The sequence below is a fragment of the Candidatus Saccharibacteria bacterium oral taxon 488 genome (assembly GCA_013100805.1).
Taxonomy (GTDB): domain Bacteria; phylum Patescibacteriota; class Saccharimonadia; order Saccharimonadales; family Saccharimonadaceae; genus Nanosynbacter.
The window spans coordinates 733075-748807 of sequence record CP040000.1; the positions used below are offsets into that span (position 1 = coordinate 733075).

The 15733-nt window shown below is 49.6% G+C and carries 12 protein-coding genes, 1 tRNA gene and 3 pseudogenes; 3 read left to right on the forward strand and 13 right to left on the reverse strand.

Translation table 11 applies throughout. The features are described from left to right. Window positions 1-34 precede the first annotated feature (34 nt). From FBF27_03895 to tilS, 12 genes and pseudogenes are all read right to left on the reverse strand, one after another. Entirely contained in the window at window positions 35-2446 is a 2412-nt protein-coding gene (locus FBF27_03895; protein ID QJU09529.1) for a hypothetical protein, read from the reverse strand. Between the two features lie 46 nt (window positions 2447-2492). Then, a complete protein-coding gene (locus tag FBF27_03900) occupies window positions 2493-4193 on the reverse strand; it encodes a hypothetical protein (GenBank protein ID QJU09530.1) in 1701 nt (566 codons plus the stop codon). A gap of 57 nt (window positions 4194-4250) precedes the next feature. After that, a complete protein-coding gene (locus FBF27_03905) occupies window positions 4251-4928 on the reverse strand; it encodes a YdcF family protein (protein ID QJU09531.1) in 678 nt (225 codons plus the stop codon). Between the two features lie 67 nt (window positions 4929-4995). Then, window positions 4996-5270 (reverse strand): annotated as a pseudogene (locus FBF27_03910) (GTP-binding protein LepA). Window positions 5271-5595: 325 nt separating this feature from the next. Then, entirely contained in the window at window positions 5596-5808 is a 213-nt protein-coding gene (locus FBF27_03915) for a hypothetical protein (GenBank protein ID QJU09532.1), read from the reverse strand. A gap of 117 nt (window positions 5809-5925) precedes the next feature. Continuing rightward, on the reverse strand, window positions 5926-6240 hold the full coding sequence (locus FBF27_03920) for an RS21-C6 protein (protein QJU09533.1): 315 nt from the start codon (window positions 6238-6240) through the stop codon (window positions 5926-5928). A gap of 23 nt (window positions 6241-6263) precedes the next feature. Next, complete coding sequence (locus FBF27_03925) at window positions 6264-7661, reverse strand: hypothetical protein (protein QJU09534.1); 1398 nt, start codon at window positions 7659-7661, stop codon at window positions 6264-6266. A 193-nt stretch (window positions 7662-7854) separates the two neighbouring features. Beyond that, window positions 7855-8517: pseudogene (locus tag FBF27_03930) on the reverse strand (GTP-binding protein). Between the two features lie 240 nt (window positions 8518-8757). Next, a pseudogene (locus FBF27_03935) lies at window positions 8758-8958 on the reverse strand (GTP-binding protein LepA). Next, window positions 8958-10589 carry a murein biosynthesis integral membrane protein MurJ gene (murJ, locus tag FBF27_03940; protein QJU09663.1) on the reverse strand — a complete coding sequence of 544 codons (1632 nt, stop codon included), beginning with the start codon at window positions 10587-10589 and terminating at the stop codon, window positions 8958-8960. Before murJ ends, FBF27_03935 begins: the two are co-directional and overlap by 1 nt. A 36-nt stretch (window positions 10590-10625) precedes the next feature. After that, window positions 10626-12494 (reverse strand): ATP-dependent zinc metalloprotease FtsH, encoded by a 1869-nt coding sequence (hflB, locus tag FBF27_03945; GenBank protein QJU09535.1) that lies wholly within the window; start codon window positions 12492-12494, stop codon window positions 10626-10628. A 27-nt stretch (window positions 12495-12521) separates the two neighbouring features. Next, the gene (tilS, locus tag FBF27_03950) at window positions 12522-13385 is read right to left on the reverse strand and encodes a tRNA lysidine(34) synthetase TilS (protein ID QJU09536.1); all 864 of its coding nucleotides are present in this window, start codon (window positions 13383-13385) and stop codon (window positions 12522-12524) included. Between tilS and FBF27_03955 the strand changes: the two genes are divergently transcribed. Then, complete coding sequence (locus FBF27_03955) at window positions 13377-14060, forward strand: hypothetical protein (GenBank protein ID QJU09537.1); 684 nt, start codon at window positions 13377-13379, stop codon at window positions 14058-14060. The two genes, tilS and FBF27_03955, sit on opposite strands and share 9 nt — an antisense overlap. Before the next feature lie 125 nt (window positions 14061-14185). Here the strand turns inward: FBF27_03955 and FBF27_03960 are convergent. Continuing rightward, a tRNA-Met gene (locus FBF27_03960) sits at window positions 14186-14262 on the reverse strand. Between the two features lie 438 nt (window positions 14263-14700). Between FBF27_03960 and FBF27_03965 the strand changes: the two genes are divergently transcribed. Further along, entirely contained in the window at window positions 14701-15432 is a 732-nt protein-coding gene (locus FBF27_03965; protein QJU09538.1) for a hypothetical protein, read from the forward strand. Next, the gene (locus FBF27_03970; protein QJU09539.1) at window positions 15432-15731 is read left to right on the forward strand and encodes a hypothetical protein; all 300 of its coding nucleotides are present in this window, start codon (window positions 15432-15434) and stop codon (window positions 15729-15731) included. Before FBF27_03965 ends, FBF27_03970 begins: the two co-directional genes overlap by 1 nt. The last annotated feature ends 2 nt before the right edge of the window (window positions 15732-15733 follow it).

Below are 15733 nucleotides of genomic sequence, written 5' to 3' on the forward strand. Positions count from 1 at the left end.
ATCAGTTGAGCGCTTATCTGCTCAACTGATCGCATCAACGGACTGGTCCATGTGGCGGCCTGATTATTCCTGCCCGTATAGCTCTGACATATTCGCCCAAGCTACCCGGCATATCACGCCAAAATTCATCGTCATATCGCTTCGACAAGACATCTGCCAAACACTTGTCCTGATAGTGCTCGATTTGCCCGTATAGCTCACACAATCGCCAGATGATAAGCTGGTCGCTGTAGCTTGTTAAGCCTACATGTTTTAGGTTGTTAAACTGACCAACTAGCTGACACATAATCTTAATGTTAGTACCTTCTGTAGACAGCAAGTCGCTCACGAACTCATTTATATCAAACTTTCCTAGTGGTGGTTTAACTAGGCTTATAAACTCAATAAACCCTGGTAGACACTTCTTCTCCCTCGCCTCTTCCGCCAACTTACCAAAATCTGCTTCGACACCCCAGTACAATTCTTCTTTCTCCATAGAGTCACCAGCAACCAGCCTACCACCCCCAAACATATCATCAAACTCACCGCCCATCTCCTTGACTAAAGGCTCCGCAAAACGCTTGTATTCACGGAATAGTTCGACACCCTTCCCGTCTTTTATCAAACAATTGATGACATCCATGCAGCTACTATCAGCACCATATCCGTAGAGGTTACGATAAATATCTAGTCGATCTATGCCATAGTGCTTTTGATAGCGTTCGTCTCGTGTAAAGAATACACCCCTATCATAGAAAAATACTTTAAGCTTCTCCGCCTGATCAATATAGCGATCAAGAATCAGCTCACCTAGTGTGTCAATAGCCAAACCCCTTTGATCAACTATAGTTTTCACGTCTTCCACAAAATTATGCTCACCCCGCACAGATTGCAGAGTGGCGATACCACCGTTTTTCCAAAAATAGCTTTCGCCAACACTACTATCAGCCCCAAACCACAGCATCATGATGTCCCTTAGGGACAGGTCCTCCCCCTTTTGCTGCTTGGCACAAATCTCATCAATCTTTTTGATTGTATGTATGGTCTCCAATTTATCCTGACCATTAGATAATTCACTGATTCTCTCATGCAGTGCATCTGTCATACACGACTCAACTCGACAGTCATCACCGTCAATCCCCAAAATCATTTTTATATCACCACCTTCACCCAGACACATCATGATACGAGGAATATTGTATCTACCGGTTGTGAATACAAGTATCTTAGTGATATTTCTATGGCCAAAGGAGTCGTAACTTGATAGTGCAACCTTATACAAAAAGTCATAAATGGAGTCTGAGCCTCCGGGGAACCAGCCAGTACATTGGCCCTCGAGTAATGTCTGCAGCTCCTCAGCTGTACTTTTTTGGGGCGTGGAAGAATCCTTATACTTACAAATTATTTCATGCCACTCCCCTTGAGTCTCTCGACGTCGCTCTTGCCCTAGGCCTGTTCGGATTACTACCTCCCTGCCATACAGCTCACCAAACTTAGCCGCCTCCAGTTCATCGGGCCTATATTTCCACAAAATTTCATATACCGCCTCAAGCGCCGCAGGATTTACCTCTGGCAAAAGTCTCTTGCTACCAATTTCGCGAACATCAAATACTCCAGTCTGCGAATTAAACCCTCCTAGTTCTGGACAGGCATCGATCACATAGGACGAAAACCAGTCAGGATATCTGCCGGCCTCCAGTGCTGCTTTCCATTCACTTAGACGCCCAAGCTGTGCCTTATGAAAGTTACCAACCAACTTAATCTGCGTATCATGATTGTACCAAGCTTCGTCAAGGCCAAATCTTTCACTCCAACGAGGTGATGAAGATGATAGCTGACGTAGTTCTTCTTTACTAGGCAGACTGTTGACAATCTTACTTTCAGCCACCGGTATCGACATAATATATGAACGATACGGATACCTGTCCGAATCAGCATACCAGTTGGGCTTGGTGGCACTTTGCTGGAGCGGCAGTGACGATTCTACCTCCTCTGAGTCTGTTGTTTTACCTAGGATATACCGAGTTAGCAGCCTCAGCCTCTTTGTATCGTCAGCCGGATTTTTTGAACCGTATACATTCCCCAGGCGGCTATACCTCTTCACCAGTATCTCCAGGTTGCCATCCCGCCATTCACTACCTAGCCTAGTAAAGGCATCACTTACCAGTAACTGCTCCAGTTCCTCGGGAGTGGCATATTTAGTCATGACGTCAAAAACTGCAAATATTCTGTCACTTCGTTCCCGAGACTTCCAGCCCTCCTTTGGATCTTCGTACTCATTCAAAGCTATACGGAGAGCTTCCGCCATTTGGCTGGCTACGTCAAACGTGTCTGGTGCTTCTTTTCGAAGTTTCGCTACAACCTGACCCATCTTGTCGGCAGAAACATAGCCTTCGCGAAGCTCACTTTCTAGGGTCGGATCAAGAGCGGGTCTGTCAGGTGTCTCCCGATATTTATCAACCATCATTGATCACGATTATACTACTTTTTAATAATTTGTCAATTATATTATGCTAGCAGGTTGCACCCTGGCGAATTTCCTTAAGCGTCTCAGCAAGCTTTGCCTGTTGCTCAGGGCTGTAGAAATAGCCTAACGCTTTACTCATACCACCGCCTTTCCCCTTAGCACGGTATCGTGACGGCTGTCCAAAATTGGGGTCGTTCCTTATTAAACTATCAACTATCCTATCAAATAGAGGGGCACTACAATGTAACTCACGCATGATCTCTTTTTTTACTCGATACCCTTCAGGGGCCAACTTCGTATAGCCTTCACTTCTGAGATACTTACCTAACTCATCAACTTGCTCCGGTGACAAGCCTTCACGAATTCTCACCTGACCACTTTCAGCGACAAATCTATAGATTTCACGCTGTAGGTTCAGTGAATCTATGGCATCTCTCACCAATTTCAAACTCACCCCAAGGCGCTTTGTTGCCGTACTTATCATGACATATCCCTCTGGTGGTGGAGGCGCAAATAACCCATTCTCCTGTGCTTTTCTCATAATCATTGCCTGCTGCTCCGGACTATAGAACTCGTGCACCTGACCAGAACGACACTGTATACCATCAGATAGGACACCAGCTTTTTTAAGTTCTCTTGCTATCCTTATCAGTGCCATCACTGTCACATCTACAGTTTTGGCGAGAGCAGTGATTGTCAAATACCCCTCTGGGGGCGGCTGTGTAAACAACCCTCTCTCCTCAAGCCTTTTTCGTATTACTTCAACCTGCTCTTCAGTAAAAATTGATTGCTCTTCTCCATACCAATCTCGCTTAGCTACACATCCCAACAAACCCTCCTGATTCAATTCAGCGATGTGTCTTACAATGGTGCGATACACTACTCCAAACTTAGCTGCCAATTGATTGGTATTCATCATCCCCTCTTCACTCGCCTGAGGGGGATTTAGATAATTACCCCCGCGCCGGGTATCCACCCCAGTTGATTGCTGAATATCGTTTGCTAACGCTGCCACCAGATGTAGCACAAACTGCTGATCGCAGCGCACCGATACGCCACAGCCTGGATATTGCTCCATCACCCCCGCAAGCTGCGTTTTCGTATATGTAGCCAGTTTCGCCCGCTCTTCTTCTGGCAGCTGCGTTGTATCAAATACAAAGGTACCGTTGCCGTAGGCGTCACAAATTAGCACCGTCCGCTCGAGTGGTGGGATATTCACCTCATGGTATGGCTCCTGGCGCATCATCGTCTCTACTTCCCCGCGACGAATCCGTAATGCTTCGCTGCTCGGCTCAATACCAAATTCATTTGCCAACACAAACAGCAGTGTTTTCAGTCGCGGTTGGCGAGTCGCCCTCTCACGGTGTGGCGTCTCGGACATACCGGCGTCGGGTCCGGACCTATCATCGGGTGGCACAAAGACATGGTCGGTCGATTCAATCTGGTCAATAGCCGTATCGATAGCTATGAGCTGCTCCGCTTTGGCAGCAATATGGTCAAGCAGCTCATTGAGCGGCTCTATGCCGTAGTAAGCAAACACCGCATTCTCCCTTTCAGCAGAATTGTCTAGCCAAATCGTTGGCTGATGGTTGTATACTTGTACCATATCATTAATTAGCTGGATCAATTTATCCAAGGCAGCCTCAGCGTAGGTATCGACATTTTCAACCGTCAACGGTTGATTAATAATTTCCTCTACGCTGCTTGCAAAGTCCTTGCCATGATCAATACTACCGAGTCGCTCCATGCGTTATATTATAGCATTTTATTCTATTTTTGTAAATAGTAACTCATTCTTAACTCACTACGCCTTCGGCAAAAATCCCCGCGCCACGAGTGCCTGCCAAGCCGTGTCCGCTGAGAGAGATGGTGGCTGAGGTGTTGAAAATCCCTTATCGGGATAGGTCTTTATCCGCTCATAATCACCCAGCATTAACGTCAGCATCATGGCGGCACTGCCATAGGTTACCTCATATAGGCGATAATATGCCTCTAACGTTGTCGGCTGACTGGTCACATATAGCCGCGGCTGCGGGTGCGGCCACTGAGCCTCGGCGGTTGCCAAAAATCGACGCGTCATATACGGTTTATGAATTAAAATGACATCCTCAACCTGGATCGTCGCCCCCGCTAGCAGCTGAGCCGAACGAGTAATATTTTCGCCGGTGTTGGCGGCTTGATGCTCAAACAGGATTGCCGAGTTCGGCACCGCCAAACGTTGGAGCTGTCGTCCTAGCAGTGTCGCTTCGGTTTCCGTGGCCCTATGATAGGGATTAGCAAATCCCGACACCACAATCCATGGACTAACGCTTGCATGATATAGCTCGGCCGCTCGCTCAGCACTATCGATCATAGCTCCCGCACCGCCGATCACGATAGCATCCGCCCGCGCCGGTAGCCGACTCTCAACGCAAAGATACTCCCATAATACCTGGAGGTGATGCCAGTCTTGATCGGTGAGCGCTAGCTGGCTACGTGACATGTATAAGCCCTTGAAGTTTCTTTAGCGTTACCGTATCACCCACCCGTGCTTCGCACGTGGTTTTCAAGTTAGTGACGAGCAGATCCAGATTATACTCACGCTCCAGCCGCTCACGAATGATATCCATATGGAGTAGTCCAAGAAAACCAATCCGCACGCCATAGCCTAGCACTGGCGAATTCTCCGGCTCAAACTGCAGCGCTGAATCGCTCAGGCTCAACTTCTCGATTGCCTCCTTGAGATCATTATAATCTTCGTTGCTCACCGGAAAAACCCCGCATAAACGAAGGGTTTGACTTCTTTATAGCCGGGGAGGGGCTGGATGGCGATATTTTCAGTCATAACTATGTGTTATTATATCAGCTCAGTGTTTTTGTATAAACGCACAGTAAATCGCTTCTTGCACGCCTACTTATTATCGGCGAATTATTCCTTACATACTGCGGCCTAATTTATAACTACTCAAAAATCTTATGAGCTTGATTCTTGCCAATAGTCTGAATCAATTCAGTGTAGCCCATCCACCGACCACGTTTTGTCTTGTCACGACGATAATCCTTCTCGTCAGTAATATCACCCTTAACTATCGCATCAACATTATGCCAAGCAGTCCAAGGTGTGTCATCGCTCATAAAGCTATAATCTAAATGAACATGATTTTCGTTGATTAGTCTATAATCTGACGTGAAAATCCGCGTACGTACAACTCGCGGAGAATAGCGTCTGCTAGCTCGGCAAAACTGTCAACCGTAACACACAAAAAGTCATCATATTCCTCGCCGAGTTCGTATGATCGTCCATTCATAAACATACAATACGAATCATCGTCGACAACTTTTTCGTCCAGCCACACGCGGCGGTCGCGTGTTATCGGAATCACGCGGCATCTAATTTTCTCTGTAAAGTTTTTGAAGTTACTCATAATTGCCAACAACAGATATATCAATACCTATTTCGTGCATTTCATTACATCTGCACCTTTCAATAATAGTATATATTATTTCCACTGCCGCGTCTGGTTGATCTTGTGCTTCTCAAAATACACTTCCGCCAAATTGACGTCAAACCGATTTGCCAATTCCATCAAATAATTCAACACGTCCGCAAACTCCTCGCGCAGATTGTCGTGATTGTCAGGCTTTTTCTCGCCCTTAAATCCCGTCTCTTTGCGAATTGCTTTCGCCAACTCGCCAACCTCCTCGGTAAACAATAAGAATACTTCGGTAACAGAATTTTTATCCCATCCTTTTTCTTTACACGTTTGATCGAGGTGTTTTTGTAATTCAGTTAAGCTTATTGTTTGTGGATTCATGGTTTCTCCTTCTTTAATATTAATTAACTTACACTTGATGGAATATAAACATAGCAAGTCGCTAAACTAGACGACCCCCGTGAAATATCCAGAGTTAACTGCTTGACCTCTATACCCGCAGTCTGCAATTTATCTACCCAATCTGTTGGAATTAGCAATATACTACCCTCCCGAGTAACCCGTCTCATTTCATTTATTGAATCTACCAACAAATCACACCCACCAGAACAATTTTTACCATACGGAGGATCAGTAACAATATAATCTATAGTCTTATCTTCAAACGGCAGTACTCGTACGTCACTAGCTATGGGTTCTTTAATAATAGAGCGACTAGGCTTATACCAAGATGGTAAATCATCAAACAATAATTCCCACATTTTGCGATTTAATTTAGGAGCATAAAACTTGCCCAACCCCTCTAGCTCTCTACCGTCTTCATAAGACAAGTCAGTCGTATACACCTCTTTAGGGATCTCTCGTGAAGCTAGTAAATTAACCAACGTTCCTGCGCCAGCAAAAGGATCAAGGATAGTTTTATCTTTTAGCAAAGTACTAAATATAGGCCAAGCTTCGGCTATTTTATAGTGTTCTGGAGTCCATCGCTGAGACCTATTATCTACAGATAAATTGCCACCATGATCAATAAAAAATCTTGGAGTGTGTTTCATCATCAAGCTCGACCATCCGTCAATGACAGTATCTTTTATATCATGCCGAATAGACAAGATTGCGGTATCAGCCATCATAATACTAAGTCTATCTATCTTATACTTTATACTCTCAAAGTTATATCTAAAATGGTTATCATCTGCTGGATGGACCTTACTCCCCAATGTGTCTCTAGCGATTTGCAGGTCTCGCACAGTTTTCCAAAGAGCCTCCAGCTCCCAGTCTGGCACACCTTGCCTATCGCTCTCGCCAGGCACAACAAGGCCTACAGCCTCATGATAAGATAATTCTCCTGAATTAATTTTATGAGTTCGATTAGGCCGCCGACCTTGGTCTCTACTCTCCATCCGTGAACGCATTACAGAATCATGAGTTGCTCTTTCTTGTATAAGCACATATCGAGCTAATAGGCCTCTTAAACTATCACGGTTCAATACCGTCTCAGGAAAAGATTGCCCGGTCTCACGTTGAGTTATCCTTTTAGCGCTAATCAGCGGATGACTCGTTAGGTCTACAGTAACTATCTCTCTATCGGTAGGTTCTATATACCTAAGTCCAGCTATAGTTGCTAGCTTACCATCAATGACACAAGTCCTGTCTTCTGGGAGGTTTTGATAAAACTGAGCATCAAAGGCCTCAGGGTCCTTAATCTGATTTAACTTCTCTTTAAGCTGCTCCTCTGTTTCTACACCAAGTGCCTGTCGAATAGATTGACCAATATTAACAACATACACCTCACCCCCCCCCATCTACGCCGCGATACCCTTCTGCTATAGCGCGGGTCATAGTACTGCTGCCGCAACCAGGCAGTTCTGCTGACACCAGAAAAATCTCCTTTGACTCTTTCATATCGAGTATACTAGCATGTTTTATCTTTACAATCAAACACTAGCTATTTACCTATTTAGTAAATTTTATTAACGGAAATTTATTCATCATCAATTACAGATTACAGTATTTACTTAAGGTTACCGTATCGCCCACCCGTGCCTCGCGAGTGGTTTTGAGGTTAGTGACGATGTAGCCAATTTCACCGGTATCCAGCGACGGGTCGGGGATCATACCAGGACTGAGATGACCAACTTCCAGCGCCAGCCCATTAGCGCCAGTCGCCATCATGTGGATTGATTCACCTTTTTTGATCTGTCCGTCAACCACCCTGACATACAAAATCACCCCGCGGTAATCATCATAATAACTATCGAAAATCAGCGCCCGAGGCGGAAGATCAGTCAGTGTGATATCAGGATACTCGACTGCCAGTGGCGAAGTCGGTGGTGCGATGCGCTCAACAATTGCTTCCAAAACCTGATCAACATTCTGCCCAGTTTTAGCAGAAATATGAATAATCTCGCTTTCATCGCAGCCCAGCAAATTGATCACCTGCTTGGACACCCGTGGCACATCAGCGGCTGGCAAATCGACCTTGTTGAGTACCGGGATAATCGTGAGATCCTGCTCCATCGCCAAGTATACATTCGCCAGCGTCTGCGCCTGAATGCCTTGGCTGGCGTCAACCACCAATACCGCGCCCTCGCAGGCCTGTAAACTACGCGACACCTCATAGCTAAAATCAACATGGCCGGGCGTATCGATGAGATTGAGATCGTAGACAGTTGGCTGAACCAGCCCATTCACGCCAACATCTGCACAAACCCGAGAGTCAGACTGCGTTAAGCGGGTGGCAGTCGATGGGGTAGCGCCCGCTTCTGAAGAAATCTCTGATTTTTCAGAAGAAGGGGCAGATCGACTGGCAGGACCCGCGTCTAGCGACCGACGTGAAGACTCTGCAAGAGTCTTCGACGATGGGAGCGGTGATGTGCCACTCACCTTCACCTCCTGATATTCATATTTCATCCGCACTGGCGCGAGCTTAATAGTGATGCCTTTCTCACGCTCCAAATCCATGCTATCCAGCAACTGCGACTTCATCTCGCGCTTCTCCACCGTCCCCGTCATCTCCATCATCCGATCGGCCAGCGTCGATTTGCCGTGATCAATATGAGCGATGATACAAAAATTACGAATACTGGTCAGCGGTTTCATCAGCGCCTCAACTTGCTCATATCAAATCGCGAAAACAGCAGACGTTTAATTCGCACCAAAACCGGGTCGATTTCTGGTAGCCTTAGCCACTTGGACAGCGCACCATACACGACAAAATTGAAAATCGTAATTGCCCCAAACTTGGGTAGCGCCCCCAAAAAACTATCATCCGACGCCCGGAACGGAATTACCAACACGCTGACGTAGCACGCCACCGCAAGCGGCACCGCGGCTAACGCCATCTTGGCGACCGCTTTGACAAATGTCGCATCAAACAGCTGTGGCATGCGCCGACCTAAAATAACGCATAAAATCACCACCTCGACAAAGGCCACGATCGACTGTGCCCAGGCCAGACCATACGGGCCAAGTTTCGCGTAGTAGCCGAGTATCACCGCCAGCGCCACATTCAACACAATCGCAAAAATCGACACATACATCGGCGTCTTGGTGTCCTGCTGCGCATAAAATCCGCGCGCCACCATGTGATACACCGTCCTGAATAAAATCGCCATCACCAGACAACCGAGAATGTTCGCCATGACCGGATCGCCATTATTATTGATAAAGTGTACTATGTAGCCGCGGGCGAAAAATGTCACCACACAGATCGGGATAATCATCCAGATTACCGTCCTGAGAAATGACCGCAGGTCTCTGCGAAATAGATCCGGCCGCTCTGAGGCGAGGCGTTCAGTTAGCTGCGGAAAGGCAGCATTAGAAATAGCGACGCCGATGAGATTGATCGGCATCATGTGAAGCGTCAATGCTTGGTTATAGCGACGAATGACACCGTCCCCCATCCGCGACGCCAAGTTGACTTCGGCCAGGCTAACCACATAATCCATCCCCTGATCAATTGAGCGGGCTGGTAGCAGCGACAAGACTTTGCGAAAGCCATGGTTGCGCCAATAAATCTTGAAATCATAATCAAAACCGAGGCCGATCAATCCAACCGCACTGACGATGAGCTGCAGCACCGACCCGAGCACCACGCCGAGCGCCACGCCCATAATGCCGCCATCAAAGATCTGCCAGCCGAACAGGTTGATGCCATTGGTAAACCACAACGTACCGATGATAATCCCGACATTGTACAGCATCGGCGCCAGCGCATAGAAGGTGAAGCGACCGACCGCTTGCTGGATGCTGGCGATCACCGCCGCCACCGCAAAGATCAGCGGATTTACCGCGATCACTCGCATCATACTGACCGCCAACGCGTGACCGGCCTCGCTCAGGCCCGGTGCGATCAGATATTTCATCAGCGGATCAGCAAAAACGATGATTAGAACGCTCGTTACCAGCGTCACCAGCGCCATCAAATTAATCATGCTCGAACTGATTTGCCAAGCTGACTGCTTATTACCCTTGACCCACCGCTCGTTAAATACCGGTATGAAGGTGACGCTCAGCGCTCCCGACACCAAAATCGCAAACATAAAATCCGGCACCATGAACGCCGCCGTATAGGCATCCAGCCCGACCGGATAACCAGCCAAGTGAGCCTTCTCGTTCGGGAAATACGCCGCGTTCAAAAAGCGATCGCGCAGCAGCCCCAGCAGGCTCGACAGCAACATTGAGCTCGCTAAAATCGTGGCGGCTAACTTGACTGTCAGCCGCTGATTGATCTTGTTGACAACGTTACGAACACGCCCCATAGCAGTTTATGCGTGCAATTTTGCTTCCTTTGGCAGTTTCGTTCCCGCAAGAATCTTGTCCACCGCCGCTTCTTCTAATGTCTCATCTTTGAGCAGCGCCTCAGCCAATTTGTCAAGGAATGGACGATTGGCTTTTAGTACCAGCATTGCCCGCTGCTTGGCTTCGGTGATCAATTGCGATACTTCCTGATCGATCAATTTAGCAGTCTCGTCCGAGTACGGCCGCTCGCGGGTCATCTTATCAAACATCAGCCCGCCGTTATCTTCGTGGAACACTTGGTCGCGCAAGCTCTTGCCCATACCCTGCTCAATCACCATATCGCGGGCAATCTCGGTGGCTTTACGCAGATCTGAGCCAGCGCCCGTGGTAATGCCGTCATCACCGTAAATGATCTGCTCGGCGATCCGGCCGCCCATGGCGCGGGCTAAAATATCCTTGAACTCGTAGACGTTGGTGTAGCTCTTATCCTCTGGTGGCAAGAACCAGGTGACGCCGCCGGTACCGCCGCGCGGGATGATCGTTACCTTGTGAACTGGATCAGAGTCTGGCAAGACGTGACCGACGATGGCGTGGCCAGCTTCATGATACGCCGTCAACTCCTTCTCGTGGTCATTCATCACCTTGGCCTTGCGCTCTGGCCCGATGGCTACCCGCTCAAATGCCTCGGTCAATTCCTCGTTGGTAATCTTCTTTTTATTGCGACGTGCGGCGATAATCGCTGCTTCATTAGCCATATTAGCGAGGTCAGCTCCTGATGAGCCAGCTGTCTTGGCGGCCAATTTATCCAGGTCAACCGTTTCGTCAGTCGGCTTTTTCTTGAAATGAACTTTCAGAATTGCCTCGCGGTCTTTACGCTCCGGCAGGGTGATCGTCACTCGCCGATCAAACCGCCCCGGGCGCAGCAACGCAGGATCGAGCACATCCGCCCGGTTCGTTGCCGCCAGTACAATCACATTAGTGTCACCATCAAAGCCATCCATTTCCACCAGAATTTGGTTTAAGGTTTGCTCGCGCTCATCGTGACCGCCGCCCATACCCGAGCCGCGCTTGCGGCCCACCGCGTCAATCTCGTCGATAAAGACGATACACGGCGCATTTTTCTTAGCCTTTGAGAAAAGGTCGCGTACCCGGCTAGCACCAACACCGACGAACATCTCCACAAATTCCGAACCAGAAATCGAGAAGAACGGCACACCCGCCTCGCCAGCTACCGCTCGCGCCAGCATGGTTTTACCAGTACCCGGATTACCGACCAGCAGCACGCCTTTCGGAATCTTAGCACCTAGTTCCTTGTACTTCTTTGGATGCTTTAAGAAATCGACGACTTCTTGCAGATCCTGCTTGGCATTGTCATTACCAGCAATATCCTCAAACAGCACCTTTTCTTTGTCCTCGCCGTACAGCCGCGCCTTGCTCTTGCCGAAGCCCATCGCTTGATTATTCTGCCCCTGGGCCTGGCGCATCATGAACATGAAGAAGATCACGATGATCACTACCGGCACGATCATCACTGTCAGATTCCACAGCACCTCGCCGGTTTGCGATGGCGGTAGAACGTTAATTTCGACCTTGGCGTCCTTGTTCAAACCTTGCTCGTAAATCGTACTGCCGGATTCCTTGACTGATTTCTCGGTCGGCTGTTTTTGACCTTTGGGGGTAATTTTCAAATCATTGCCCTGGATATCAATCTTGGCAATTTCCCCGGCATTTGCCCGGCGCACTACGTCGGTCAATGCCACATTCTTCAAGTTGCTATTTGGTGACAGCGCCGCGTACACTGCCAGCCCAAGAAACACAATGATTGCCCAAAACAACCCCAGCCGAGCAACCTGCCCGATCCCTTTCTTGGTATTCTTTGGCGTCTTTCCTGCCATACGTCACATAATCCTTTCTCTTTCGTCCTAGCGAGTCACTCGTTTTATTGTAACACTTTTTACGGATAATTTCACCCGCACGTGGGCGGCCGGCTGCCACACGGTTCCTGCTCGGCCAATTTTGATAGCAATCAGCAGTCGATCCAGCTGTGCTGAGAGCAGCGACACACCAGTCAGTCGCTGCACTTCTCGGTGGAGTAGCTCGCGCGCCGGCTCAATTGGGATATGCGCCCAAAAATAACGACTGCTGAGGCGTGGCGACAACCGCAGCGTCTCTTGGTCAATCTCTCGGCATAACTGCCGCTGCTGGTGCCATAACCGACCAAGCGCCGCCCGCTGCTGATCAGTCAACCTTGCCTGCAGCTGTCGGCGCAGCTGATTACGTAGATAGGCGTCTGATTGGTTCGTCGCGTCCTCCACCCATTCCAGCCGGTGGCGCAGCGCATAATCATATATATCTCGCTTCGTCCATTCCAATAGCGGCCGCTCAATCCGCTGATCGCCCATAGCCGCCAAGCCCCGCCAGCGCGTACCACGCCGCAGATTGAGCGCTATCGTCTCAATCACGTCATCCTGGTGATGGGCCGTCGTCACCCGCCCACCCCAGCGTGCCGCCGCGTCAAAGAGAAATTGATACCGCCGCTGACGCGCCACATCTTCGCTGGCTGCCGGCCCCAATTCCTCACGCCTGGTAACACATGGCACATTATACCGGCAGGCAAGCCCCGCCACGAACCGCGCATCAGCCGCTGACTCCGCCCGAATTCCATGATCAAAGTGGGCCACCACTACCTCGTCCTGCCCATGCCGTAATATATTGTCGAGGAGCACCACGCTGTCCACTCCACCCGATACCGCAATCAGTCGCCTCATGAGGATATTATGACACATACTGCGGGGGTACGTGATACAATACTCACTATGTACGAGACAACCATCCTCTGCTTTGGTGATTCCAACACCTTTGGGCAGCGGCCCGATACGAACGCGCGATATGACGAGTCAGTGCGCTGGCCGCGGCGACTGGGGGCGCTACTAGCGGATGAGACACGCCAATATTATGTCATTGAGGAGGGACTGGGCGGTCGGCGGACTGACCTTGATCATCCTGACCCAGCCAAGCCGTCGAGAAATGGCTGGACGTACTTTCCGCCGTGCCTAGCCAGTCATCAACCCGACATCGCTATCATCATGCTGGGAGCAAATGATGCTCAGCTCTACCACCAGCGACCAGCCGAGGCGATCGTGACGGCACTGGCACGCTACGTAACATATTGTCACGAATCAGATGTCACACCACTGCTGGTTGCACCACTCATCCCAGATCCTACTGGGCTGTTCAACGAGACAATCGTGCCGCGATCGGCCTGGCACTTTGACGAAACAGCCGTAGCGACATTAACTGCACTGCCTGAAAAAATTCGAACTTATGCCGCTAAGCACGGTGTTGCGTTTTTCGACGCCAACACATGCGCCGAAGCTGGTATGGATGGGCTACACTGGACAGCAGCAGGGCATGAACGATTTGCCCGAGCAATCGCCCAAATGATACGTGAGATGTCATGAGCTAACTCAAGTTTTATTTTCACAAGCATATTATCATATCGTCAACTCTTGCAATAGCGTGCGCAATGTGTCATCCACATATTAAAATACCGCGGCCCATACAGACCGCGGATAAAAAACAACTCTGGTAGCACCGGGTGGACCCGAACCACCGACCTCAGGCTTATGAGTCCTGCGCTCTAACCAGCTGAGCTACGGTGCCACACGTCACCAATTGTACCAAACGAGGCGCAAAATCTCAACCGCCTCGAAAGCCTACTCATCAAGCGGGGCCTCAACTGCTAATCAAATAAGGCCAAGCAGATTTCGCCCCGGCAACTAAGCTGCTAGTTCCACGCCTTCTTCGTCCAGCAGTTCCAGTCGCCGCATCACCAGTGAACGCAACTCCTCGCACGTCCGCCGGCGCTGCCACGTCCGCAGCTGGTCATTATTGACCGCAGCTAAAAATTGCCCAAGCTCGTGCTCAGTGATATCCATGTTGTTGCCTTTCTGTGTTTATTAAACCGTGGCTTTACTATAGCACACATTTGACATAAGTGCAATAGTATGACAGTTCGCATCATTACCCGCCCAATGCTCCCACCGGCTTCCCTCAGCAAACCGCTTGTGATAAACTGGAGGGAGAGGATTTTACACAAACATGACCCCGGCTATTATTTCATCACTCGCCATCGTCGCCTTCTCGGCACTGATCCACGCTAGTTTTCAGCTCAGCGTCAGCGTCTTGACCTTACTCAGTGGCCACTCCCTCGGCAAGCAAACCGCCCGCCGGAAAGTATTGCGACTGATGAACGGATTCGTGTGTGGGGCGTTGGTGCTGACCGCGCTGCTGATATCGGCAATCGTCTACTACCTGTCGCTGGTCATTCATCACGCTGCTCAGGTCGAGCAGCTGGTGGCGGCCATCGTCTGCGGGCTGATGGTTGGATTGGGCGTGGCGACCTGGGCGGTGTACTACCGACGGGGCGAAGGTACAGCCTTGTGGCTACCGCGCAGCTTCGCGACCTACCTATCAAAACGCTCAAAAGCAACGCGCCATAGCGCCGAGGCCTTTAGCCTCGGGATGGCCAGCGTAGTGGCTGAATTACTGTTCATTATCGGGCCAATGGCGGCGGCGGGCCTGGCGACCGTCCTATTACCATCAACCGAGTGGCGGCTCATCGCCATCGCCCTTTACGTCGTCATATCGCTGCTATCACTGGTCGTCGTCTTAGTGTTGGTCGGTAGCGGCCATTCCCTCGCCCACCTACAACAGTGGCGGATGGCGCATAAACGTTTCTTGCAATTTGCAGCTGGCGGCAGCTTGATCATCTTGGGCGGCTTTTTGTTCGTTGATCGAGTACTTGGCATCGTCAGCTACGGAGGTTTTTGATGTCAGAAGGACACCCAAACCGACCAACCATCGATGTCATCAAGCGCGGCAAGCGACCGAGCGAAGAGTTTGATCCGACAAAACTCCACCACTCTATCATGGCGACCTGCCTGAGTATCCGCACACCCGAAGGCCAAGCTGATGATATCGCCAAATCAGTCACCCTGGGCGTGATGAGCTGGTGCGAGACCCGACCAGAAATTACCACAAACGACATCCGACACCGCGCGACGCAGTTACTGCAGAAACTACACACCGACGCAGCATTTGTTTATCAACACCATAAAACGATCATGTAGGG

Coding starts and splice junctions, on each gene's coding strand:
- FBF27_03895 (QJU09529.1), bottom strand. CDS start 2,446: ATGATGGTTGATAAATATCGGGAGACACCTGACAGACCCGCTCTTGAT.
- FBF27_03900 (QJU09530.1), bottom strand. CDS start 4,193: ATGGAGCGACTCGGTAGTATTGATCATGGCAAGGACTTTGCAAGCAGC.
- FBF27_03905 (QJU09531.1), bottom strand. CDS start 4,928: ATGTCACGTAGCCAGCTAGCGCTCACCGATCAAGACTGGCATCACCTC.
- FBF27_03920 (QJU09533.1), bottom strand. CDS start 6,240: ATGAATCCACAAACAATAAGCTTAACTGAATTACAAAAACACCTCGAT.
- FBF27_03925 (QJU09534.1), bottom strand. CDS start 7,661: ATGGGGGGGGGTGAGGTGTATGTTGTTAATATTGGTCAATCTATTCGA.
- hflB (QJU09535.1), bottom strand. CDS start 12,494: ATGGCAGGAAAGACGCCAAAGAATACCAAGAAAGGGATCGGGCAGGTT.
- FBF27_03955 (QJU09537.1), top strand. CDS start 13,377: ATGACACATACTGCGGGGGTACGTGATACAATACTCACTATGTACGAG.
- tilS (QJU09536.1), bottom strand. CDS start 13,385: ATGTGTCATAATATCCTCATGAGGCGACTGATTGCGGTATCGGGTGGA.
- FBF27_03965 (QJU09538.1), top strand. CDS start 14,701: ATGACCCCGGCTATTATTTCATCACTCGCCATCGTCGCCTTCTCGGCA.
- FBF27_03970 (QJU09539.1), top strand. CDS start 15,432: ATGTCAGAAGGACACCCAAACCGACCAACCATCGATGTCATCAAGCGC.